The 23,192-nt window shown below is 58.0% G+C and carries 25 protein-coding genes; 13 read left to right on the plus strand and 12 right to left on the minus strand.

The window, feature by feature from the left end; all coding sequences use genetic code 11:
• Positions 1 to 42: 42 nt before the first annotated feature.
• Complete coding sequence (locus tag TQ39_RS09130) at positions 43 to 1,272, minus strand: helix-turn-helix domain-containing protein (RefSeq protein ID WP_050005329.1); 1,230 nt, start codon at positions 1,270 to 1,272, stop codon at positions 43 to 45.
• A gap of 212 nt (positions 1,273 to 1,484) precedes the next feature.
• Between TQ39_RS09130 and TQ39_RS09135 the strand changes: the two genes are divergently transcribed.
• The gene (locus TQ39_RS09135) at positions 1,485 to 3,272 is read left to right on the plus strand and encodes a glycoside hydrolase family 3 protein (RefSeq protein WP_009323716.1); all 1,788 of its coding nucleotides are present in this window, start codon (positions 1,485 to 1,487) and stop codon (positions 3,270 to 3,272) included.
• 102 nt (positions 3,273 to 3,374) lie between these two features.
• A complete protein-coding gene (locus TQ39_RS09140) occupies positions 3,375 to 4,217 on the plus strand; it encodes an HAD family hydrolase (RefSeq protein WP_009323715.1) in 843 nt (280 codons plus the stop codon).
• 250 nt (positions 4,218 to 4,467) lie between these two features.
• On the opposite strand, the gene TQ39_RS09145 is transcribed toward TQ39_RS09140, so the two are convergent.
• The 11 genes from TQ39_RS09145 to rpmH all read right to left on the minus strand — a co-directional run bounded on the left by TQ39_RS09145 (position 4,468) and on the right by rpmH (position 11,715).
• Entirely contained in the window at positions 4,468 to 4,824 is a 357-nt protein-coding gene (locus tag TQ39_RS09145) for a hypothetical protein (protein ID WP_009323714.1), read from the minus strand.
• 39 nt (positions 4,825 to 4,863) lie between these two features.
• A complete protein-coding gene (locus TQ39_RS09150) occupies positions 4,864 to 5,082 on the minus strand; it encodes a hypothetical protein (RefSeq protein WP_009323713.1) in 219 nt (72 codons plus the stop codon).
• 93 nt (positions 5,083 to 5,175) lie between these two features.
• Positions 5,176 to 5,607, minus strand: a complete 432-nt coding sequence (locus TQ39_RS09155; protein ID WP_050005330.1) for a hypothetical protein — start codon at positions 5,605 to 5,607, stop codon at positions 5,176 to 5,178.
• A gap of 142 nt (positions 5,608 to 5,749) precedes the next feature.
• On the minus strand, positions 5,750 to 7,309 hold the full coding sequence (locus TQ39_RS09160; RefSeq protein ID WP_050005331.1) for a DUF4153 domain-containing protein: 1,560 nt from the start codon (positions 7,307 to 7,309) through the stop codon (positions 5,750 to 5,752).
• 4 nt (positions 7,310 to 7,313) lie between these two features.
• Positions 7,314 to 7,520, minus strand: coding sequence for a helix-turn-helix domain-containing protein (locus TQ39_RS09165; protein ID WP_009323710.1), 207 nt, complete (start codon positions 7,518 to 7,520; stop codon positions 7,314 to 7,316).
• A gap of 16 nt (positions 7,521 to 7,536) precedes the next feature.
• Positions 7,537 to 7,989 (minus strand): DUF2975 domain-containing protein, encoded by a 453-nt coding sequence (locus tag TQ39_RS09170; RefSeq protein ID WP_009323709.1) that lies wholly within the window; start codon positions 7,987 to 7,989, stop codon positions 7,537 to 7,539.
• Positions 7,990 to 8,565: 576 nt separating this feature from the next.
• On the minus strand, positions 8,566 to 9,603 hold the full coding sequence (gene jag / locus TQ39_RS09175; RefSeq protein ID WP_050005332.1) for an RNA-binding cell elongation regulator Jag/EloR: 1,038 nt from the start codon (positions 9,601 to 9,603) through the stop codon (positions 8,566 to 8,568).
• Between the two features lie 30 nt (positions 9,604 to 9,633).
• Positions 9,634 to 10,656, minus strand: a complete 1,023-nt coding sequence (locus TQ39_RS09180; protein ID WP_009323706.1) for a YidC/Oxa1 family membrane protein insertase — start codon at positions 10,654 to 10,656, stop codon at positions 9,634 to 9,636.
• Positions 10,657 to 10,771: 115 nt separating this feature from the next.
• Complete coding sequence (gene yidD / locus TQ39_RS09185; protein WP_050005333.1) at positions 10,772 to 11,065, minus strand: membrane protein insertion efficiency factor YidD; 294 nt, start codon at positions 11,063 to 11,065, stop codon at positions 10,772 to 10,774.
• 4 nt (positions 11,066 to 11,069) lie between these two features.
• Complete coding sequence (gene rnpA / locus TQ39_RS09190; protein WP_009323704.1) at positions 11,070 to 11,405, minus strand: ribonuclease P protein component; 336 nt, start codon at positions 11,403 to 11,405, stop codon at positions 11,070 to 11,072.
• Between the two features lie 175 nt (positions 11,406 to 11,580).
• The gene (gene rpmH, locus TQ39_RS20260) at positions 11,581 to 11,715 is read right to left on the minus strand and encodes a 50S ribosomal protein L34 (protein ID WP_009323703.1); all 135 of its coding nucleotides are present in this window, start codon (positions 11,713 to 11,715) and stop codon (positions 11,581 to 11,583) included.
• Between the two features lie 350 nt (positions 11,716 to 12,065).
• Here rpmH and dnaA point away from each other — a divergent pair, with 350 nt between their 5' ends.
• From dnaA to TQ39_RS20845, 11 genes are all read left to right on the plus strand, one after another.
• A complete protein-coding gene (gene dnaA, locus TQ39_RS09200; RefSeq protein ID WP_009323702.1) occupies positions 12,066 to 13,361 on the plus strand; it encodes a chromosomal replication initiator protein DnaA in 1,296 nt (431 codons plus the stop codon).
• 276 nt (positions 13,362 to 13,637) lie between these two features.
• Positions 13,638 to 14,738: a DNA polymerase III subunit beta gene (dnaN, locus tag TQ39_RS09205; RefSeq protein ID WP_050005335.1), complete on the plus strand. Its 1,101-nt coding sequence runs from the start codon at positions 13,638 to 13,640 to the stop codon at positions 14,736 to 14,738.
• Positions 14,731 to 14,946 (plus strand): RNA-binding S4 domain-containing protein, encoded by a 216-nt coding sequence (locus TQ39_RS09210; protein WP_050005336.1) that lies wholly within the window; start codon positions 14,731 to 14,733, stop codon positions 14,944 to 14,946. The genes dnaN and TQ39_RS09210 overlap by 8 nt, the downstream gene beginning before the upstream one ends.
• Entirely contained in the window at positions 14,943 to 16,031 is a 1,089-nt protein-coding gene (recF, locus tag TQ39_RS09215; RefSeq protein WP_050005337.1) for a DNA replication/repair protein RecF, read from the plus strand. Before TQ39_RS09210 ends, recF begins: the two co-directional genes overlap by 4 nt.
• A 47-nt stretch (positions 16,032 to 16,078) precedes the next feature.
• The gene (gene remB / locus TQ39_RS09220; protein WP_009323698.1) at positions 16,079 to 16,351 is read left to right on the plus strand and encodes an extracellular matrix regulator RemB; all 273 of its coding nucleotides are present in this window, start codon (positions 16,079 to 16,081) and stop codon (positions 16,349 to 16,351) included.
• A 149-nt stretch (positions 16,352 to 16,500) separates the two neighbouring features.
• Complete coding sequence (gene gyrB / locus TQ39_RS09225) at positions 16,501 to 18,429, plus strand: DNA topoisomerase (ATP-hydrolyzing) subunit B (RefSeq protein WP_050005338.1); 1,929 nt, start codon at positions 16,501 to 16,503, stop codon at positions 18,427 to 18,429.
• 90 nt (positions 18,430 to 18,519) lie between these two features.
• Positions 18,520 to 21,087 carry a DNA gyrase subunit A gene (gene gyrA / locus TQ39_RS09230; RefSeq protein ID WP_009323696.1) on the plus strand — a complete coding sequence of 856 codons (2,568 nt, stop codon included), beginning with the start codon at positions 18,520 to 18,522 and terminating at the stop codon, positions 21,085 to 21,087.
• A gap of 97 nt (positions 21,088 to 21,184) precedes the next feature.
• Entirely contained in the window at positions 21,185 to 21,745 is a 561-nt protein-coding gene (locus TQ39_RS09235) for a hypothetical protein (protein ID WP_050005339.1), read from the plus strand.
• 15 nt (positions 21,746 to 21,760) lie between these two features.
• A complete protein-coding gene (locus tag TQ39_RS09240; RefSeq protein WP_009323694.1) occupies positions 21,761 to 22,060 on the plus strand; it encodes a hypothetical protein in 300 nt (99 codons plus the stop codon).
• Between the two features lie 105 nt (positions 22,061 to 22,165).
• Positions 22,166 to 22,855 carry a GNAT family N-acetyltransferase gene (locus tag TQ39_RS09245; protein ID WP_009323693.1) on the plus strand — a complete coding sequence of 230 codons (690 nt, stop codon included), beginning with the start codon at positions 22,166 to 22,168 and terminating at the stop codon, positions 22,853 to 22,855.
• 13 nt (positions 22,856 to 22,868) lie between these two features.
• A complete protein-coding gene (locus TQ39_RS20845) occupies positions 22,869 to 23,126 on the plus strand; it encodes a hypothetical protein (protein ID WP_139056073.1) in 258 nt (85 codons plus the stop codon).
• Positions 23,127 to 23,192: the final 66 nt, after the last annotated feature.

Here is a 23,192-nt window from a genome sequence, read left to right on the forward strand (position 1 = left end):
TCAAGAAAAATATGCGGCGGCCGGGTTCCGGCCGCCGCATATTCATATCTCTTTCTGTTCCGCCGCCAGCGCGCGCTGTGCCGCGCGGTAGGCGCTGGGCGTCTGCCCCGCTTTTTTCTTGAACACCTTCGTAAAATAGTTCACGTCTGAAAAGCCCACCGCCGCGGCAATCTGCCCAATGGGCAGCTGCGCGCGCCCGCGCAGCAGGCGCTTGGCCTCCGCAATGCGCTTTTCCGAAACATATTCCGGCAGGCTTTTGCCCACCTCGCGGTTGAATTGGCTGGAAAGATAGCTGGCGTTCACACCCAGCTGCCGGGCAATGGCCTCCAGCGAAATGCCCTCGGCCAAATTGAATTGCACATAAGTGAGCATGCTTCGCACATTGGGGGAATAGCTGGCCATGGAACGCGTCTGCGCCAGACGACAGTAATCCTCCACGATCTCCCGCCGCATGGGATAAAGGTCGGCCTCCTGCTCCACCGCCTCGATGCGCATGGCCCATTTGGCGCTGATTGCGTCGATATAAAACGGATGCACCTGCGCGGCCTCCACAGCCTTGCGCATCAGCGTATTGAGCACGATGAACAGGTTTTTCCGGTTGCGCAGCTTATTGGGCACCCGCTCCAGCCGCAGAGTTGTCTCCTCCACCATGTCGGCGGCGCGCATATCGCCGCGGGCCACCGCTTCCATAAGCCTGCGCTCTCCCTCATACCGCCGTGCAATGGCGTCTGCGCGCACCTGCATGGAATCCTCCTCAAATACGGGACAGGGGGACGGGTCCTCCGGGGAGATATCCCGGCTGCTGAAAGCGCTGGACGCAAGGCTCTCGCCGTACACGCCCGCCGCCAGTACGCCCAGTGCGGCGCGCACCTTGCCGCGGCTCAGCGTGGGAAGGTCTCTGTAATAAACGCCGTACTGTTCTTTCAGGCCCAGCGGCACGCCCTGGGACGCCAGAATCTCCTCCAGCTGCGCGCCGTCCGCCCGCTCGGGCAGATAGGGACCGATGAGCACGAAGCCGTCCCCTTTCCAAAGCGCCAGCGCCGTGAAGCATATGCCGAAAGGGGTTTTGATCTCGCACGGGATGCCGGGAACACAGTCGAACAGGACGCCGCCGAACAGCACCTCGTCGTAGCTTTTTGCCACGGCGGACGGGATGCGCGCGCGGTCCAGCGAATCGCTTGGCGCCAGCTTGCGCGTCAGATAAGTAAAATTTGTATTGAGCAGAAGATGCACAAGCTCCACATAAGGGGTCAGACGCTCCAGCACTTCCATGCACAGTTCCTCCCGATATTGTATTTCGTGGTTTCAGTATAGCACAGTTTCGCAAGATATGTCATTGACTTATCCGATTTTCTTTGTTAATTTTAAATAAAATCGAAAGATTTTTCAGGTTATTTTTTACCAATTCGCAATCACTCTTCTTTTGGTGCAAGGCTGCACAAAATAATCAATCGGAACAAAACAAAAAGAAAGGATCTGATCGAATGCCCGTGGATATGCGTGCAAAGCCCTATTACCTGGATGACGAGGCTGTGCAGTGGGTGGAGGACACCATCGCCTCGATGTCGCTTGAGGAAAAGATCGGCCAGCTGTTTTTCAACATGGGTTCCTCCCGCACCGAGGAATATTTGAAAATGACCGTTGACAAATACCACATCGGCGGTATCCGCTACAACCCCGGCACCGCGGCCGAGGTGCATGAGCAGAACCGTATTCTGCAGGAAAATTCCAAAATTCCTCTCATCATCGCCTGCAATACCGAGAACGGCGGCAACGGTGCGTGCAGCAACGGCACAATGATCGGCGCACAGACAAAGATCGGCGCGACGGGCGACGCAAAATACGCCAAAGCGCTTGGCAAAATGGCCAACACGGAGGCCGCGGCCATCGGCTGCAACCTCAGTTTCGCTCCGGTTTCCGATATTTACTACAACTGGCACAACCCCGTCGTCGGCCTGCGCACCTACGGCAACGATCCGCAGCGCGTGATGGAAATGACCCAGGCCTACATGGAGGGCGCGCACGAGGTGCCCGGCTTCTGCTGCGCGGCCAAGCACTTCCCCGGCGACGGCCTGGATGACCGTGACCAGCATGTTGCCAACAGCGTCAACACCTTTTCCTGCGAGGAATGGGACGCCACCTTCGGCAAAATCTACGCAAACCTCATCGACAACGGGCTGGAGGCCATCATGGCCGGACATATCATGCTTCCAAGCTATACCCGTGCCATGAACCCGGACATCAAGGACGACGACATCATGCCGGCCACGCTGTCTAAGGAGTTGCTGACGGACCTGCTCAAGGGCAAAATGGGCTTCAATGGCATGGTGCTCACAGACGCCAGCCATATGGTGGGCCTCACCTGCCGCATGAAGCGCAGCGACATGATCCCCGCCGCCATTGCCGCAGGCTGCGACATGTTCCTGTTCTTCAACGACATGGACGAAGACTTCGCCTCCATGATGAACGGTTACAAAAACGGCGTCATCACCGACGAACGCCTGGACGACGCCCTGCACCGCATCCTGGCGCTGAAAGCCCACATGGGTCTGCACAAAAAGGCACGGACAGAGCTTGTTCCCCCCGCCGCCGAGATGGAAAGGGTTATCGGCTGCGCCGCGCACAGGGCCATGCAGAAAGAAATCTCCGAGCATGCGCTGACGCTGGTGAAATACAAGGACGCGGACGTGCTGCCCATGACGCCGGAAAAGTACAGGCGCATCATGATCGTGTACGTCACCGGGCTGGAGGCCAAAGGCCTGGGCGGCGCGATGAAAAAGCTGATGGGCGGCGGCAAAAACGCAGCCGAGAGCCTGAAAGAAAAGCTGGAAGCCAAAGGCTTTGAAGTAACGCTGTACGAAAGCCCGATGGACAAGATTCAAAAGCGCATCGCCGCGGGCGAAAAAGTGGATTTCAACATCTACTTCGCAGGCAAGGATACCATTGCGGATTTTGTGGGCGCACAGGATCTTATCATCACACTTGTGGACGTGGCCGGCGGCTTCCAGGCCGTAGCGCGCCCGGGCTTCGGCATGACAAAGGGCGGCGGCGAGATCCCCTGGTATGTGTTCGAGCTCCCTGTTATCGTCATCGGCTGCCAGCAGCCGACGATCCTGGCGGACATTCCCCAGGCCCGCACCTATATCAACACCTACGATTCCGCTCCCGCTACGCTGGATGTGCTGGTGGACGAGCTGATGGCCGGGCCGGAAGCTTTCAAGGGCAAAGACCCCATCGACAGCTTCTGCGGCATGTGGGACACGCATCTGTGAATCTTTTGGAAAAAAGCGCGCGGGCATAATGCGGCCCGCGCGCCTTTCCTGCTTTCCGGCCCCTGCAACCATATGAACCTTTCAAATCCAAGGAGGAAGATTATGTCTGAAAATCCGTTCTCCGCGTTCACTCCAAAAAAAGAATGGCTTGTGTGCGTGGATTCCGACGGCTGCGCCATGGACACCATGGATTCCAAGCACCATCAGGCCTTCTGCCCACAGCTCATCCGTGTGTACGGGCTGGAGGAATACGCCGGGCTCATCACCCCCCACTGGATGGAAGTGAACCTGTACAGCCGCACCCGCGGCGTGAACCGCTTTAAAGGGCTTGCCGCCACGATGCGCATGCTGGCGGAACACGGCGTGCGTGTCCCCGGCGCGGACGAGCTGTGCACCTGGGTGGAAAAGGCCCCCAAGCTTTCAAACCCGGCGCTGGAGGAAGCCGTTGCGGCCGGCGGCGGCGCGGGCCTGCAAAAAGCGTTGGAATGGAGCCGCGCCGTCAACGCGGCCATCGCCGCCATGGGCGATGATTCGCGGCCGTTTCCCGGCTGCAGAGAGGCCCTGGCGGCGATCCATGTGCTGACGGACACCGCCGTTGTTTCCAGCGCCAACAGCGAGGCTTTGGCGGAAGAATGGACGCGCCACGGTCTTGTCCAGCATATGGACGTCGTTCTGGGCCAGGACGCAGGCACCAAAGAGGCCTGCCTTTCGGCGCTTTCTGCCAAGGGCTATGCGCCGGGCCATGTGCTGATGGTTGGCGACGCCCTGGGCGACCTTGCCGCCGCGCAGCACGCAGACGCGCTGTTCTATCCCATTCTCGTAGGCAAGGAAAAAACGAGCTGGGAGCGCCTTGTCTCCGAAGCGCTGCCCCGTTTCCTGGCGGGCACTTTTGCGGGTGCATATCAGGAACAGCTTCTGGCCGAGCAGCGGGAAATTCTGAAATAAGCCTTTGACTCCGCACCGCAAAGCCTGCGCTTTCCGCGGCCCGGAAAATATGGCTCTCAGGCCATGTATCGTTGAAAACAGGCTTAACACAGTATTTCCTCTGTTCCTTCTCATAAAATATTCAACCCTGCTTCACTAAATTTTTAAAGGGTCATTCGGAGAAATTTTTATTGCGGAATAATGAAGAATGCCCGGCCCCGTGCTGCTTTACGGGGCCGGGCATTCTTTTTTTACAGTTATTTTGGGCTGCTTACGCCCGGTCCGCCGCTTTCCGCGCGCAAACGGCCGCCGCGCACAGCGCAAGGGCGTTCAGCGCCAGCGTCACGCACAGCAGCACGGCCGATGCGAACGCAGCCGCCTGCGCCGTATCCAAAAAAGCTCCCACATCCTCAATGCGCGAAAGATGCGCATGATAACGCAATTGAAGATACAGCGCCGCCGCACAGGCGGCAAAGCTGACGCATACCAAAGGCAGCGCCGGATGCAGCGCGCGCGGCCGGGCCGCCGTGCGGATCATCGCCGCCACGGGCAGCATCCAGGCCAAAAGGCCCAAAGCCAGGCTGGCAAGGTTCATCCAGCCCGCGCCGATCCCTGCAAAAAATTCCATTGTGTGCTCCTTTCCCGCGCCGCAGGAAAGATTGCACCGTCACCGCTCCTCAATGGTATAAGTGAACTCGTACTGCTTCTGCAGCGCTTTCACCTTATCCTCGTTGTCTTCGATGAACGTGGGCGTATAAACGGATTTTCCCTCTTTCTTATACGCCTCCATGATCTCCTGCAGCTTGTCCCAGCATTCGTCTTTCTTTTCGTAATCCTCCGCGAGGTTGATGATGAATTCGCGGTGTTTGGGAATGCGTGCCTTCATGTCGTTTCCTCTCCTTTGTCATTCAATGAAATGCCAAAGGAAATTGTACGCAAAAAGCGCGCCTGCGTCAAGTGTGCGGCCGCCGCGCGGCCGTCAGAAATGCATTTCGTAGTAATACCAGCCGCTGCGCAGCCTCTCGGTGTAATACCAGTTGTCCCCCTCCGTTTCTTCCCAGCACCAGCCCGCGCCCGACGGAGCGAGCGTCATATCCCCTGTGCCGCCGAAGCCCAGCGGAACATCCCCGGGCGAATAATAGAAACCATTATAGCTTGTCTGGGATGCAAAGCCCGAGACCCCGCATTCAAACTGTACCTGTCCGGTACGGCTGTCATAAGAGATGCGGTCCACTCCCGGATATTCTGCGTCACCGGCGGCGCCTGCCAGAGCGATCTCACCCGCCAGCGCCTCCAGCGCCTGTACGTCCCGCTCCACCAGAGCCGCCACCGACGCCTGTGAAGCAAGCCCGCAGGCCGTAAGAAAAAGCACCAGGCAGCAAACAGCCGCAGAGCAAAGCTTTTTCCTCATATTTCTTTCCCCCTTTTTCGCGCATTGTACATCCAAACCCGATGGGGCATGTCCCGGCGGCAAAATGTGGGCCATGATTTCGGTCCGCAGGCGTGCTTGACGATGCCATGCGCAAAACTGCTCTTTTCGGAGCGGTATTTTGTTACACGAGGGGGCGCAGCTCCTGCTCCATCACGTCCGGGTCCAGCGTGCCCGCCTGTACACGGGCGGCATTATAAGTGCTGATGCCGTCCCCCACCGGCAGCACACACAACAGCGCAAACAGCACTGCACCCAGAAACACCGCGACGCGCACCAACGCCACAGTGCGGAACTGCCGCAGGATGACGCACACGAATACGCAGGCCATCCAGACCAGAAACACGCTTGCAAGCACGCGCTTCACTGTCAGGCCGTAAGCCGCGATATAAAGCGCCATTTTTGCAGCTGCCGTGGCCAGCAGCAGCAGCGTCAGCGCCGAAAGCGCGGTATTGCATACCCGCAGCAGACAGTTTTCCGCAGCCTGCGCACGGCTCATCACATTGGCGGCCAGCAGAATAACGATGTTGATGGCCGCCACACGGCACAATTCAAAAAAGCCCTGACGCGCATACTCGGAATAAGAAAATCCCTCAGGCAGTGCGCCCCAAAATGCGCCGAACAGATATTTCGCCTGCATGGAGATAAACAACAGATACACCGCGCACAGCACGAACAAAGCCGTAAGGACTGTGGAGCGGGGCGCGAACCGCAGGCCCCGCTGCACCGCGCACACCTCCTTTTTGTCGTAAACACAGGCGCGGCGGCCGCGCACGGCGCCATATACAAGGCCATACAGGTACAGAGCCGTGGGCAGCGCAAAAAACACTTTCACGACAAACTCCGTCCAGGAATCCCTCCAGCCGGAAAACCATGCGGCAAGGCGGCCTACAAAACCCGAAAGCAGCGATGCAAAGCCGTCATCTGCCGCCATCAGCAGCGGCAGCACGAAGCACAGGCACAGCAGCGCCAGCGCCACGCCGCCCAGCACCCCCAGCAGGCGTTTGCCCCGGCTTCGCTCTCCCGGCTCAGAACGGGCCGCGCGCACACGGCGGCCAAGCCCTTTCAAGCCAAAAACAAACGCCGCAGGCAGACGCATGAAGTTGCCCCAGGGCAGAACAAACAGAGCGTTGAGCACGTCCAGCGGCAGCCAATTAGAGGTCTTTCCACTTTTCAACAGACGGCCCGTGGCGCTCAGCGTCCAGTATTCCGCTGTGAACAGCAGCGCGCCGTAATGGACGGCTCCCAACAGTCCGCCGCCGTAGGGCAGTGCATAGCCAAGCCCCAGGCAAAGCAGTACCGCCAGCCAGAACCAGCTTTCCCGGGGCGGGCGCAGCTTTGCAAGATACACATAAGCCAGTACCGCGCCCGCAAAAAGTGCCGTGAACAGAGCGGTGCCCGTGCCCGCATTGCCGAACCACCGCCAGCCGCTCCAGAGCTGAAGCTCCCAGAACAGCCAGCCCACGGCCAGGAAACCACAGGCAAACGCCGCGTCCACTCCGGTGAAGCCGGGCGTCTTTTCTGTCCGGCCGACGGCGGAACCCCCGTACTGACCGGGCGCACCAAGCGGTGCGGCGGCCTCCTGCACGGCATTCTCCTGCGCCGCGGGCTTCACGGCCCTTGAAAACGGCGCACTTTTACAAGGCGGGCACGGCATGCCCGCCGTCTTTTTCTCCTGTTCCATTTTGTCAGTCCTCCGTGTAGTCTAAAATGTCCGCCGGCTTGCAGTCCAACGCCTTGCACAGCGCCTCCAGCGTGGAAAAACGAATGGCCTTCGCCTTATTGTTTTTGAGGATGGAGAGATTCGCGGGCGTGATGCCGACGCGTTCGGCCAACTCTCCCGCACTCATTTTCCGGCGCGCCATCATCACGTCGATGTTCACCACAATGGGCATTTCGGCACGTCCTTTCTCAAATCGTATAGTCGTTTTCATCTTTGAGCCGAACCGCCTCGGCAAAGACATTCTTCACCACGCGCAAAATCAGGCCAACAAATGCCGCAGCCGCGCTGACGATGAGGAACGGCATATAGTACAGCGCACTGAACAGACATACCAGCCCGGCCGCGATGCAGCACCAGGACAACAGGCGCAGGATGGAGACGTTCTCCGGGATAAAAACCTCGCCCTCGCTGATGTTGCGCAGCAAACGCCACAGGCCGTACAGTGCCGCAGCGGCGGGCACGGCCGCCGTATAGGTGCTGACGAGGAACAACTCGAATTTTCCGGCCAGATCCTGCACGCGCAGACGGATGAGCAGCCGGAACAACCATGGTGCACCGATGCAAACTCCTGCCAGAATGAGCATAAAAAGGCAGACGCAGAATTTGGAAAGCTTGACACTTTTGTCTTTGTTCCAGTTCATAACGATTCCTCCACCGATTGTCGTTGGGGTCAGTATATCATAGTATTTTCTGAAATACAAGTATTTTTTATTGTTTATCAATATATTTTTATTCTTGTTCGATTTTTTGACGTTTTTCCTGCCCGGTATACCGGAGCTCAAAGATTGAAAAATTCTTTTAGGCGAAGTGTTTTCCACACAGCAGCGGCCGTATGTTGAAAACTTTCCGAACATTTTCTGCGGGACGTCCTGCGCTTTCGCCGGTGCTGTTGTGCGAAGAGGAGGCCCGATTGAACGGAAGGGGGTGTTCAGTCTACGATTATTTTTTCTTCAACCGTTTCTGATGCTCTTTGCTCCAAAAGTAAATAAGCAGCGGCCAATAAAAAAGCCTTGTCCGTTTCACAAACAGGCGCGGTCTTTTGGGAAGAAAAAATTTTCAGTTTCAGCGACGATGGCCTGAGTTTGTTTCCGTGTCCGGCGGACGCGGAAAAACGAAAGTTTTCAACATGCGGCCGCTGCTGTGTGGAAAACCTTCCCGGTACGAAAAAACGCTCCTTTCTGAAAACAGAAAGGAGCGCCGATGGCAGTTATATGCGCTTACAGTTCGATTTTGCCGTACAGAGGCAGATCCGCGCCGTCGTTGATGGTCTCAGTGCGCTTGGGTACCGTGGGCGCGGCGCTTGGGTCGCGCGGGCGGTCCGCAAATTCACGGGCCGGAGTGCTGGTGCGGGCCGCGTATTCCCCGTCTTTGCGGGGCGGGCGCGGGCCGCGCGCGCCGTCACGGCCGCCGCGTCCTGCGGGGCGGCCGCCCTTGCCGCCTTTGCCGCCGCGGTTATCCCGCGGGGGGCGGGCGCTGGGATTGGTGCTGGAAATAACAACACGGCGGTTTGCGCCCTCACCGATGGACTCGCTCTTTACGCCCTCCATCTCGCTGATGGCGGAATGGATGATGCGGCGCTCATAGGGATTCATGGGCTCCAGCGTGTGGCCGCGGCCCGTGCGGGCCACCTTCGCGCCGATGCGCTTTGCCAGCGCTGTCAGGTTTGCCTCGCGCTTGGAGCGGTAATGGTTGATGTCCAGACCGATCTTCATGTAGTCGCCGCCCGCGCGGTTTGCCACAAGGCTTGTGAGGTAGCTCAGCGCTTCCATCACTTCGCCCCGGTGGCCGATCAGCGTACCGGCGCTCTCGCCCTCAACCTTCAGGATGGTGGCCTCGCCCTGTTTGACGGGCGTGATGGTCAGGCCCTGCGCACCCATTTTTGCGCAGATCTCCTTCAGATACTCCACCGCTTCGCGGGCCTTAGGGCTCTGCTCCAGGTCGATGGGCTCCTCAACAGGCCCTGCAGCGGGCTGCTCCGGCTGTGCGGCAGGGGCCCCGGCCTTGGGGGCGTCCGGCGACTCGGCTGCTTTCGGCGCGGCCTTTGGCAAAGGCTTTTCTTCCTTGGGCGCCGGCGCCTCAGGGACTTCCTCATCCTCCACATAGGCGCGCACCTTGGCCGGGATGCTCTTGAACAGCCTGCGCTGGGGCAGCTCCAGCACTTCAATGCCCGCCTCTTCGGCGCTTACGCCCAACTCGGCCAGCGCCAGCTCGGTGGCGTCCTCCACCGTTCTGCCTGTTTTGATCACTTCACGCATGGAAATATCCCTCCTTGAAAGCCCGGGGGCTTATTCGTCTTTGTAGCGTTCTTCGTCCAGCTCACGGGCGCGGGCAAGGCGGATGCGCGCAAGCTCTGCTTCGCTTACTTCCTTTACCTGTTCCCTGCCGTCGTCTGTGGTCACTTTTACCTGTTTCTTTTTCTTCTTTTCCGCGCGTTTTGCTTCTATTTCCGCCTGGACCTGCTTTTTCATCTCTTCAGGGTCGTACATTTTCTTCAGGATAATGGACTGTACGAGCATCACAACGTTGGAAGCGGTGTAGTACAGAGAGAAGCCGACCGGCACCGTAAAGCCAAAGTACACGAACATCAGGCTCATGATCCAGGGCATCCACTTCATGGCGCCCTGCATCTCCTGTCCGCTCATCTTCATGGTGATGATCTGGGAAAGGATCATCGTCACCACCGAGAGGATGGGGATGATCATCAGCATCAGGCTGGCCGCGTCAAAAGCAAAATGGGGCACCCGGGAAAGGTCGATGCCCAGGAACATAAAGTTAAAATCGCTGATGCTGGCGATCTGGTCCGCGCTGAACACACTGGAAAACACGTCCGGCGAGGATTTGACCGCGTTGATGATGTCGTTCTGAACCGTAAAATTGTTTGCCATCAGGTTCATGCCCAGTGCGCTGTTCGCAAGCTCCACGGCTTTGTCGATCAGTTCCTTTGGCACACGCAGGATGTACTGCAGCGGACGGTAAACAACTTCGATGAGGCCGAAAAGCACCAGAAAGTTCACAGCCATGGGCAGGCAGCCCGCCGTCATGGACATGCCCGTCTCCTGCTGGAACTTCATCAGTTCCTCCTGCTGGCGGTTCTTGTCATTGGCCCATTTTTTCTGTATCTCCTGCATCATGGGCTGATATGCCGACATCCGGGCCGTGCTCTTCTGCTGCTTGACGCTGAGCGGGAACATCAGGATCTTCGTGAGCAGCGTGAAGATGATGAGCGTCCAGCCGTAGCTCGGGATCAGCTTGTAGATCCATTCCATAATGATGCCGAGAAGGGGTGCGAGGAAACCTAAGAAATTCATATTCGCTGTCCTATTCTGCCCTGCGCCCGGGCGTTTTTTTATGTGAAGTGGGACGCGCCGTGCGCATGCGGCGCGTATTTCGGTGTCCGTGCGGAAAGCGGCGCAGCCTCATTCCTTATTCCCTCTCCCCACCATCCTCAGCCGGAGCCTGTCCGGGCCGCAGCGGAGTGGGCGGGTCATTGCGCCATTTTCCCTTTGGGGGAACCGGGTCCAGCCCCGGCCTGCCGAAGGGGTTGCAGCGCAGAATGCGCCAGGCTGCCAAAAGGCTGCCTTTGAGCGCGCCGTGCACCCGCAGCGCTTCGATGGCATAAGCCGAGCAGGTGGGATAAAAGCGGCAGTTATCACCCAAAAGCGGCGAAATAAATTTTTGATAGCCTTTTATCAGAAAAATGAGAAAGCGCTTCACCATAAACTCATTCCTGCACAAGGCCGGCGGCGCGCAGCTGCCTTTCCAGTGTTTTCGCCACCTGTGTGCTTTTCAGGCGCGGTGTCTGGCCGCGGGCCACCAGCACCAGGTCGTACCCGCCCACGTCCGGCGGCAGCACCTCGTACAGCGCGGCCCGCAGAACGCGGCGCGCGCGGTTGCGCGTTACGGCGTTGCCTATTTTTTTGCTTGCGGTGATGCCCACGCGCGTGCGGCCCAGACGATTTTTGTTCACATACAGCACCACATGCGGGTGCACGAACGATTTTCCGCGCGTGTATGCGCGCGCGAACTCATTGTTGCGTGTCAGGGGATGATAACGCATGGGTAAGGCCCTTTCATTTCATGGTATACGCAAAAAGGCCACCTGCCAGTGGCCTTGCTTCACGGCGGCGCCGCAGGGCGCGCCGTTTTCTTTTTTCCGCATCCCGGTCGGGACGCAGACGCATTTGCGCGGGCCGGCAGAAACGCCGGCCCGAACGCTGCTGAGCGCCGCCTTCTCAGGCAGCCAGCTTCGCGCGGCCTTTGGCGCGGCGGGCGGCCAGGACCTTGCGGCCGTTGCTGCTCTTGCTGCGGGCCAAAAAGCCGTGCTTTGTGGCGCGGTGGCGCTTCTTGGGCTGGAATGTACGTTTCATAAAAAAAGCTCCTCCCTGATGGAACCACAACATCTTGTAGTACCGTCTCTGCTCTTGTCTAGAAAGCCGTCTCTGCTGGCAGAGACAGCCTTGCAACATAAGAGTATAACCGAAAAAGCGGCTCTGTGTCAACACTTTTCTGCCTTTTTCCACCCGCCTGCATCCGCCGCCGGGGGACACGCGCGGTTTTTTCCGTCCGCATGTTTCAAACAGACCGCGTGCGGCAACGCTATCAGGGTATTCTATATTGTAAATAAAGTAATGTAGAGGAAAGAATTGTTCTGTATGAAAAAATGTGATATAATCTTATCAATATTGCATTGAATTGTTTGGGAGTTGTTTTTCATACTATGAGTTCATTCGACGAGGTTTTCGCCGCTGTAAAGGAGTACTGCAAGGAACGCCTTGTGCTGGCGACTTACAATCTTTTCATCGACGGCATCGAGCCAGTGTCCTTTGAGGGCAGTGTGGCCACGCTTTCCGTGCGCTCGGATTTTGTAAAGGGCATCGTGGAGACGCGCTATAAGGACCTTTTGCGTGAGGCGTTCAAGGAATTGCTGGGTTTTGACATCGATGTGGAGCTCACCATCCCGGCGCCTGTCGAACAGGCGCCCGCCGAGGTGCCCGGCGGCGGCAATTATGAATTTACGTTTGAAAACTTCATCGTCGGCTCCACCAACAAGTTTGCCCACGCAGCCGCGCAGGCCGTTGCGGCGAACCCATCCGGCGCTTATAACCCGCTGTTCATCTGGGGCGGTTCGGGCCTGGGCAAAACGCACCTTCTCGGCGCCATCCAGTTTGAAATCCATAAAAATTTCCCGGATTATAACATCGTATACGTGGACGGTGAAAAATTTACCAACGAGATCATCAGCGCCATCCACGACAACACCACGGCGGAATTTCACAACAAATACCGCGCGGCCGACGTGCTGCTGGTGGACGATATCCAGTTCATCGGCGGCAAGGAATCCACGCAGGAGGAATTTTTCCACACCTTCAACACGCTGTATAACGCTGGCAAGCAGATCGTGCTTGTCAGCGACCGTCCCCCAAAGGAGATCAAGAGCCTGGAGGAGCGCCTGCGCACCCGTTTCGAAATGGGCCTGACGGCGGACATCCAGCCGCCGGATTTTGAGACGCGCGTGGCCATCATCCGCCGCAAGGCTGATCTGCTGGGCCTGGAAATGCCGGACGAAGTGGCCGAGTACATCGCCAACCGATTGAAAAACAACATCCGTCAGCTGGAGGGCGCGGTGAAAAAGCTGAACGCCTACCGTAAGCTGGAAGGCATCCAGCCCGTCATCGGCGCGGCTCAAAACGCCATCAAGGATATCCTGAACGAAACACAGCCCGTTCCCATCACCGTGGAGAAAATATTGTCCGAGGTGGCGCGCACTTACAATACGACGGCCGACATGCTGCGCGGGCCGTCCCGGCGCTCCAATGTTTCCAGCGCCCGCAAGGTGAGCATGTATGTAGTGCGGGAGATCACCGGCATGAGCATGGAGGACATCGGCAGCGAATTCGGCGGGCGGGACCACTCCACCGTTGTGTATTCCATCAACGATATGCAGAAAAAGCTGGAAACGGATACCCGCCTGCGGGAGACCGTGGAGGACATCATCAAAAACGTGCGGACCTGACGTAAAATCAGAGCTGCCGGGTCGGATAAGTTTTCAACATAATTTTCAACTTTCAACAATCGTTTTCCACGGCTTTCAAAACCCTAAAATTCTCCGTGTTGAAATCCAACAAAAATTCAACACCGTTTTCACGCCCCAAAAACCTGGAAAAAACCGCGGCGGAATGCGCATGTATCAAACACATTCAACAAATCCACAGCCCCTATTACTACGTCTATTCACATATTTCTCTTTTAGGCTTATTTTTCAAAAATCCAAACAAAGGAGAACTTCCTCATGAAAATGATCTGTGACCGCACCCTGCTGTCTAACGCCGTGGCAGGCGTGTCCAAAGCCGTCACCCAGCGCAGCTCCATTCCGGTGCTGGAAGGCATCCTGATGAAAGCTGAGGGCTTCAGCCTGACGCTTACCGGCTACGACCTGGAAATGGGCATCACCACAAGCATCGAGGCAAACGTACTGGAGCCGGGCGAGGTCGTGCTTTCAGCCAAACTGCTGGGCGACATGGTGCGCCGCCTGTCCAGCAGCGAAGTGGAGATAACCGCCACCGAAACAAACGCCACCACCATCAAGGGCGGCATTACGGAATTCGATATCATGGGTATGAACCCCGGCGACTTCCCCGAGCTGCCCAGCCCCGGCGCGGACCATACGCTGGACCTGGAAACACCCACTTTCCGCGAAATGGTGGAGACCACGCTGTTCGCCGTTTCCCAAGACGACAAAAAACCCGCCCACACCGGCGAACTGTTCGCCATAGAACCGGATAAGCTGACAGTCGTCGCGCTGGACGGCTACCGGCTGGCCATCATCGAAAAACCCGTAAAGGCCGCAAAAGACATCAACATCATCATCCCGGCCAAAACGCTGGCGGAAGCCATCAAGCTGTTCACCGACGACGACGAGGTGGTCCACATTGCGGCCAACCGCCGTTTTGTGGTGTTTTCTTCCCGCACCTACACGGTCATCAGCCGACTGATCGAAGGGGATTTTCTCGATTACAAGCGCGTCATCCCCGAGGGCTATCACACCCGTGTTACCGTGGACGTGCGTGATTTTTCAAATTCCATCGAGCGCGCAAGCCTCATCATCACCGAGCGTCTGAAAAACCCGCTGCGCATCACCTTCGACGGCAACATCACCGTGCGATGTCAGACAACGCTGGGCAAGGTTGTCGACGAACTGGATGCAGAAATTGAGGGTGAACCTGTGGAGATCGGCTTCAACAACCGTTACCTGCTGGATGCACTGCGGTATTCCCGCTGCGACAAGCTGGTGTTTGAGGTGAGCGGTCCGCTCTCGCCTGTAAAAGTACTGCCCAAGGACGGCGGCGACTTTTTGTTCCTCGTTCTGCCTGTGAGGTTCAAAAATGACTGACCGTATCGTCATCCATACCGAGTTCATCAAGCTGGACGCGCTGCTGAAATACGCGGGCCTGTGTGAAACGGGCGGCGAAGCCAAGTCCGTGGTACAGGAGGGACTCGTCTGTGTGAACGGCGAGACCTGCACCATGCGCGGCAAAAAAATACGCCCGGGCGACCGCGTCTCCTTCGGCGGAAGTGAAATCGAGGTAGCTGGCGCGTGATCCTGAAAGCTCTGGAGGTCGAAAATTACCGCAACATTCCGGCGGCGCGTTTTGAGCCAGGCCGGGAGCTGACCGTCATCTGCGGAAAAAACGGCCAAGGCAAGACAAATCTGCTGGAGGCTGTGTGGCTGCTGACCGGAGGCAAAAGCTTCCGCGGCGCAAAGGATGCGGAACTAATTCGTGAAAATGCCGGATACGCCGTTGCGGAGGGCGAAACGCAGGGCTTTGGCAAAGAGAGCCGCATCCGCGTTTTTGTGGGCGGGCAGCCGGGCGCGCGCAAGGCGCGCACTGTGCGCGTCAACGGCGTGGATTACGGGCGCGCGGCCAACGCGGCGGGAACATTCACGGCCGTTGTGTTCGACCCCGGCCACCTGAGCCTCGTGAAGGGAAGTCCGGAGGGACGGCGGCGTTTTCTGGATGCAGCGTTATGTCAGCTTTATCCGGGCTATGTGACGCTTCTGCGTCGGTATTCCCGGCTGGTGACGCAAAAGAACGCCCTTTTGAAAAGCTACTGGCAGACGCCGGATGCGAACGGTCTGCTGGATGTGTTCGACGAAAAGCTGGCCGAGAGCGGTGCGGCTGTCAGCGCAAAAAGACAGGAATATCTTGCGCTCATCGAGCCGGAGATCACGGGGACATACCGGGACATCGCCAGCGGCAGCGAAACGCTGGCCATTCAGTACGAGCCGTCTTTCGAGCCGGAAAAGGGCCTTGCGCCCGTGCTGCGGGAAAGCCGGGCGCGGGACATCGCGGCAGGCTTCTGTACGGCGGGACCTCACCGGGAGGATTTTTCCATTTCCATCGACGGCCGGGCGGCAAAGGTTTTCGCCAGCCAGGGGCAGCAGCGCAGCGCTGTGCTCAGCCTGAAGCTGGCCGAGGCTGCGGGCGCGCAAAAAATCACGGGCGAGCATCCTGTGATGCTGCTGGACGACGTGCTTTCCGAGCTGGATGAAACGCGGCAGTCTTACCTGCTCAGCCGAATGGAGCACCGCCAGACCATCGTTACCGCCTGTGATCCGGATCTGTTCCGCAGAACCAGCGGCCGGGTATACCGCATGGAGGGCGGCATACTGCACGCGCTGTAAAAGCGCGGCTGCAGCACAAAACGCATCACCCAAAAACGGAGGTTTTTATGTATCTTCATCTCGGACAGGAGAGCATTGTGCGCACCCGGGACATCCTCGGGATATTCGATTTGGACACTGCTTCGCTTTCCCGGCACACCCGCGATTATCTTGCGGCCGCCGAGAAAGCAGGCCGTGTGGTAACTGTGACGGGTGAGCTGCCCAAAAGCTTTATCGTAACTACGGGAGAATCGCCCGCCGTATACATCAGCCAGATCTCCGCGGGCACGCTGAAAAAGCGCAGCGGGTATGTGGACGGCATCAGCAACATCGAAAAATAGGGAGCCGCCGGAAAATAGAGCGGCTCCCAGGTTCCGCGCCGCCGCGGCTTTCTTCGTGTAAAGCCCGCGCCGCGTTTGAAATACCACCTCTTTCCCCGCCCGCCCCCTGTGGCGGACGGCGGAAAAATTATAAGTTTGGAGAATGTGTCATGTCAGAACAGCAACATCCGCAGCATGAATACGACGGCAGCCAGATCCAGGTGCTGGAGGGCCTCGAGGCCGTCCGCAAGCGCCCGGGCATGTATATCGGCTCCACCGGGCCGCGCGGCCTGCACCATCTGGTGTACGAAATCGTGGACAACGCCATCGACGAGGCGCTCGCCGGCTTCTGCGACCATATCGAGGTCAATATCCGGGAGGGCAATATCATCCGCGTAACGGACAACGGCCGCGGCATCCCTGTGGATATCCAGCCGAAATTGGGCATCCCGGCTGTTACCGTGGTATTCACCATCCTGCACGCGGGCGGCAAATTTGGCGGTGACAATTCCGGGTACAAGGTCGCCGGCGGTCTGCACGGCGTGGGCGCCAGCGTCGTTAACGCGCTGAGCGAATGGCTCAATGTCGTGGTGCGCAAGGACGGCGTGGCATACAAACAGAGTTTTAAGCGCGGTGTGGCTGACGCCGACCTGCAGAATCTGGGCCCCACGGACGAACCGAACGGAACGACGGTCACGTTCAAGCCGGACCCTGAGATGTTCGAGGTGCTGGACTACGATTATGACACTCTGAACACACGCCTGCGCGAAGAGGCGTTCTTGAATGCCGGCGTGCGCATCACGCTGACGGACGAGCGCGCCGGGCAGGAAAAGCAGGAGAGCATGTGCTACGAGGGCGGCATCCGCAGCTTTGTGGACCACATCCACCAAAAGCGGCAGCTTGAGGTGCTGCACCCGGACGTAATATATCTGAAGGGGCAGCTTAACGACTCCATCGCCGAAGTGGCGCTTCAGTATAACAACAGCTACAACGAGCTGATCCTTTCCTTTGCAAACAATGTAAACACTCCGGACGGCGGTACCCATGAGGAGGGCTTTAAATCCGCGCTCACCCGTGTGTTCAACGATTTCGGCCGTGAAAAGGGTTATATCAAGGAGAAGGACGACAACCTTTCCGGCTCGGACGTGCGCGAAGGCCTGACAGCCGTCATCAGCGTGAAGCTGACGGAGGCGCAGTTCGAAGGACAGACAAAGGCGAAGCTGGGCAATACCGAGATAAGGGGCCTTGTCTCCGGCATCGTGTACGACAAGCTGAAGGAATTTTTTGAAGAAAATCCGGCGGTGGCAAAGGCCATTTATGAAAAAGCCATGCAGGCCGCCCGTGCCCGCGAGGCCGCCAAAAAAGCGCGCGAGCTGGTGCGCCGCAAGTCTGCGCTGGAAAACAGCCGTATGCCCGGCAAGCTGGCGGACTGCCGTGAGAAGGACCCCACGAAAACAGAAATCTACATCGTGGAGGGCGATTCCGCCGGCGGCAGCGCCAAGATGGGGCGCGATTCCAAAATACAGGCTATCCTTCCGCTGTGGGGTAAGATGCTCAACGTGGAAAAGGCGCGCATTGACAAAATTTACGGCAACGATAAGCTTACTCCTGTTGTGACGGCGCTGGGCTGCGGCTTGGGCGAGGAGTTCGACGTCTCCAAGCTGCGCTACCACAAGGTATTCATCATGGCCGATGCCGACGTGGACGGCAGCCATATCTGCACGCTGCTGCTCACGTTCTTCTTCCGGTATATGCGTCCGCTCATTGAAGGAGGTTATGTGTATATCGCACAGCCGCCGCTGTTCAAGCTGCAGAAGGGCAAGCAGGTACGCTACGCGTACAACGAGCCTGAAATGAGCCAGATCTCCGCCGAGATGGGCCAGGGCACCAAGGTGAGCCGTTACAAAGGCCTTGGCGAAATGAATCCCGAACAGCTTTGGGAGACCACGATGGACCCGGAGCACCGTGTGATCGTGCAGATCACCATCGAGGACGCGATGGCCGCCGACGAGGCGTTCACAATCCTGATGGGCGACAAGGTGGAGCCGCGCAAAGAGTTCATTGAAAGGAACGCCCAGTACGCGAATCTGGATGTCTGACGGCGTGGCCCGTCGGACAATGCCGTATAAAAAGCGCACGGCTGCAGGGCAGCACGGCGCACAAGTGCCTTTGAAAGATAGGAAGATAACATGATTGATAACACGATAACCGAAGGGACGAGGCTCATCGTCCGGGACATCAAGGAGGAAATGGAGTCCGCCTTCATCGACTATTCGATGTCCGTCATCACGGCCCGCGCGCTGCCTGACGTGCGCGACGGCCTGAAGCCCGTGCACCGGCGTATTCTGTACACGATGCACGAGCGCGGCAACGACCCGTCTCATCCCACCAAAAAGTCCGCCGATACGGTCGGCGCGGTGCTGGGCTCGTACCATCCCCACGGCGACGCATCCGTATATGACGCGATGGTGCGTCTGGCGCAGGATTTCTCCATGCGGTACCCGCTTGTGGAGGGACAGGGAAACTTCGGTTCTGTGGACGGCGACCCCCCTGCCGCCTACCGTTACACTGAGGCCCGCATGAGCAAGATGAGCGTGGACCTCATGCGCGATATCGAAAAGGATACCGTGGATTTCGTGCCGAACTTCGACGAGTCCAAGCAGGAACCCAGCGTGCTGCCCTGCCGCGTGCCGAACCTGCTCATCAACGGCTCCAGCGGCATTGCCGTGGGTATGGCCACCAATATTCCGCCCCACAACATGCGGGAGGTCATCGACGGCATCGTCGCGCTGATCCATGACCCGGACATCGACCTGGCCGGCCTGATGGAGCACATCAAGGGGCCGGACTTCCCCACCGGCGGCGTCATTATGGGCCGCAGCGGCATCCGTGCCGCATATGCCACGGGCCGCGGCAAAATCACGCTGCGCGGCCGTGCTGCCATCGAAGAAAAATCCAACGGGCGTTTTCAGATCATCATCACCGAGATCCCCTATATGGTGAACAAAGCGCGCATGATCGAAAACATCGCGGACCTTGTGAAAGAAAAGCGGATCGACGGCATTTCCGACCTGAACGACGAATCCAACCGCGAAGGCATGCGCGTGGTGGTGGAACTCAAGCGCGAGGCGAACCCCCAGGTGGTGCTCAACCAATTGTACCGCTTTACTCAATTGCAGGACACCGTTGGCGTTATCATGCTGGCGCTGGACAAGGGCGTGCCCAAGGTAATGACGCTCAAAGAGATGCTTCAGAAATATCTGGCGTTTCAGGATGAGGTCATCCGCAGGCGCACCCAGTTCGACCTGAAGAAGGCCGAGGAGCGCGCTCATATTCTGGAGGGCCTGCGCCGTGCCGTGGACATCGTGGATGAGATCATCGCCGCGATTCGCGCGTGCAAGGGCGGCAAGCCCGAGGCAAAAGCCGCCATCATGGAAAAATTCGGTTTTGACGACCCGCAGGCAACAGCCATCGTCAATTTCCAACTGGGCCAGTTGGCGGGCCTTGAGATTTTGAAAATAGAGAACGAATTGGGCGACCTGCATACGAAGATCGACGACTGGCGCGGCATTCTGGCCGACGATGCAAAGGTGCTGCAGGTGGTGGAGGATGAGCTGAACGCCATGCGTGAAAAGTACGGCGATGACCGCCGTACCGAGATTGCCCATGTCTCCGGCGAAGTGGATATTGAGGATCTCATCCCCGAGGAGGAAAGCGTGTTCACGTTGACGCACGCAGGCTACATCAAGCGGCAGCCGTCGGATACGTATCAGGCGCAGCGCCGCGGCGGCCGCGGCATCACAGCCTTGTCCCGCAAGGATGAAGATTTTGTGGAAGAGCTGTTCCTTGCCTCTACGCATGACTATATCCTGTTTGTAACGGATATGGGCCGCGTGTACCGGCTGAAAGGATACCAGGTGTACGAGGGCAGCCGTACCAGCCGCGGCGTGAACATTGTGAACCTGCTGCCTCTGCAGGACGGCGAACAGGTGACAAGCATGCTGCGCGTGCCCGGCGGCGACAACGCCGAAGGCTATTTGACGATGGTCACAAAAGCGGGCGTCATCAAGCGCACGGCTCTGGCAAATTACAGCAACATCCGCAAAAACGGACTTATCGCCATCAACCTGAACGAGGGAGACTCCCTTGCGTGGACTCGTATCACCAGCGGCGAAGACGAGCTGATCGTTGCGACGCGGAACGGCATGGCCATCCGCATCAGTGAGAACGACGCCCGTCCGCTGGGCCGCACGGCCACAGGCGTCCGCGCCATCCGCCTGAAAGAGGGCGACAGCGTTGTGGGCGTGGGTGTCGTACGTGAGGGCGCAACGGTGCTCACCGTTACGGAAGAAGGCAAGGGGCGGCGCACGGACGTGCGGGATTACCGAACCCAGTACCGCGGCGGCCTGGGAATCCGGAACTACGGCAGCAAAGGCCACGTCGCGGGGCTTAAGGTCATCGACGACACCGACGATATCATTCTCATCAGCCTGGAGGGCATCATCATCCGCATGCATGTGGAGGATATCAACGTGCAGAGCCGCTATGGTTCGGGTGTGCGCGTGATGCGCCTGGGCGAGGGCGACCGCGTGGTGACGGTTGCCCGCACCGAGCATTCCGACGAGGAGGAGACCGCAAAGCCCGAGGACGACGGCGCCGAGGAGGAGCTTTCCGCCGAAGAGCTGGCGGCTCTGGAGGCTGAGGAAGCGCAGAATGCCGCCGGCGAAGAGGACGCGGCGCCGGAGGACGGCGAGTAAGCTTTCCGCTCCGGCAGAAAAGAGCCCGGCTGAAAAGCAGCCGCAGCAAGGAACCGTCCCCCGGCCGGGGAAAAAATAAGGATGGAAGGGTTGCTTTTTGAAACAGGGAAAACAGATCTCAGCGGTGCTGTTCGGAGTTTTGGCCGTATTTCAGATGTTCATTGTGCGGTACATGATGAACAATGCCGCGCTCACGGGCGTGCCCATTATGGTTTTGGCGGAGATCGCGGCCGCGCCCGTTTTTGCGGCCGCGTGCGTGTGGCTGTTCAGCCGAGACGGCGTGCTTTCTCCCGTGGGCAAAAAGGTGCTTGCGGGCAGCGCGCTGTTCTATCTGCTGTTTATTGCGGTGTACTATGATCTGGAGGTCAATCTGATCCTTTCCGGCCTGTCCACCCTCGGGCAGGAATTGGCGAATGGTTTGACGCCGGGCTATCTCGGCATGGCGGCGAAGGTGGTGCTGCTGGTGCTGGCCGTCGGGTTTGCCGTAACGGCGCCGAAAAAGCCCGGCGAGCCGTCGGAGCTGAAGGAAGTGCTCCAGGAGGCGGCCGAGGCGATGAGCCTGGACAAGGAAACCATGGAAAAAGAAGTGGAACAGGCGGTTTCCGCCTTTGAAGAAAACATCGGCGCCGAAGAACTGGACGGCGGCGAGAAACAGTAAAAGGAGAAGCGTCCTATGGATATGAAAAACTGGAATGTAGACAAAACACAGATCGCCGCCCAGCAGGAGGCACTGAAAAAAAGCATGAATTTTGCTTATGTGGGCCACGGCCCAAAAGCCACGGGCTTTATGGCAAAGCAGTTTAAACGTAAGCCGGGCCTGTATGCGCGCTGTGTGCAGTGCGGCTATTACATGCCTCTGGATGCCAAGGGCGAGGAGACCTGCCTTTGCGGAAACCTGCGCCGCGACGAGCACAGCTTTAAAAGCGATCTGCCCGCCACTGAAGTGGAAATCTTCAAGGGCACGAAGCGGTAAGAGGGCGCAAAAAAGCGACATACGGCCGCCCGTGCGCGGAGAGGAGCGCTTCTCTCCCGCCCGGACGGCTTTCCCTGTTTTATTCGGATCAAAGGAGGCCGTATCGTGACAGCGGCGGAGTACCTTGCCTCGGAGCCTGTGGGCAATGCAGATCTTTTGGAGATGCTGCGCCGGGGCACGGCGGATGTTTTATACTGCACACAGCACGCGCTGGCCATGCATGAGCGTGTCAGCGGCGCGGCGGTGCTTTGCGCCGAAACAGAGCGGGAGGCGCGCGCGGCGCTGGAACATCTGCCCCGCACCGGGCTTTATGTGGCCCACGGTGCGTTGTGTGCCCGCCTTCTTCGGGAGGAAACAGGCTGTACAGGCGGACAAAAGTGCCGTCAGGCACGGTATTTGCGGCCTGTGCCGCCCGCGCCCGTGCCGGGCGTGGAACTGCGCATTCTGGATGAAAGCCATACAGACCTTGTGTTTGAACACTATCACATGGCGCCGGGCCGAGATTATGTAGCGGAACGCCTTGCCGCGGGCGCAATGACGGGCGCATTTTTGGATGGCGTGCTGGCGGGCTTCATTGGCATCCACGAGGAAGGCAGCATCGGTATGCTGGAGGTCCTGCCGGCTTATCGGCGGCGCGGCCTTGGCTACGCCCTGGAGGCGGGAGCCATCCGCCGCGCACTGAAGGAGGGCGCTATCCCCTATTGTCAAGTCATTGAGGGCAATACGGCTTCTATGGAGCTGCAGAAAAAGCTGGGTCTGGAATTTTCAGATGGGTTTGTGTATTGGCTGTTTTGAATGGGTGGCTGATATGAAAAAAATTACTGTTCAGGATAGAGCAGAGAAATTTATTAACGAGCTTGGAAAGTATGCAGTGGGAAATTTTAAATATTGGTTTCCCTTTTGTAAACTGCAGAAAAATATTTCCGTCATTGCATATGACCTTGATAGAATATATAAAGAGAATTGTATTGAACAAATCGAAAGGGTATTACATACTTGCAAAATTTGTGTTGCAGATTCTTTTCAGAATCAAATGAATAATCCAAGATTTAAAAAAAATATATGATAAGGTTGCTTTATGAAAAAGATGGCATAGGATATAATTTCCCTTGGTACGTAGAAACATTTTACT

This window comes from Ruthenibacterium lactatiformans (assembly GCF_000949455.1).
Taxonomy (GTDB): domain Bacteria; phylum Bacillota; class Clostridia; order Oscillospirales; family Ruminococcaceae; genus Ruthenibacterium; species Ruthenibacterium lactatiformans.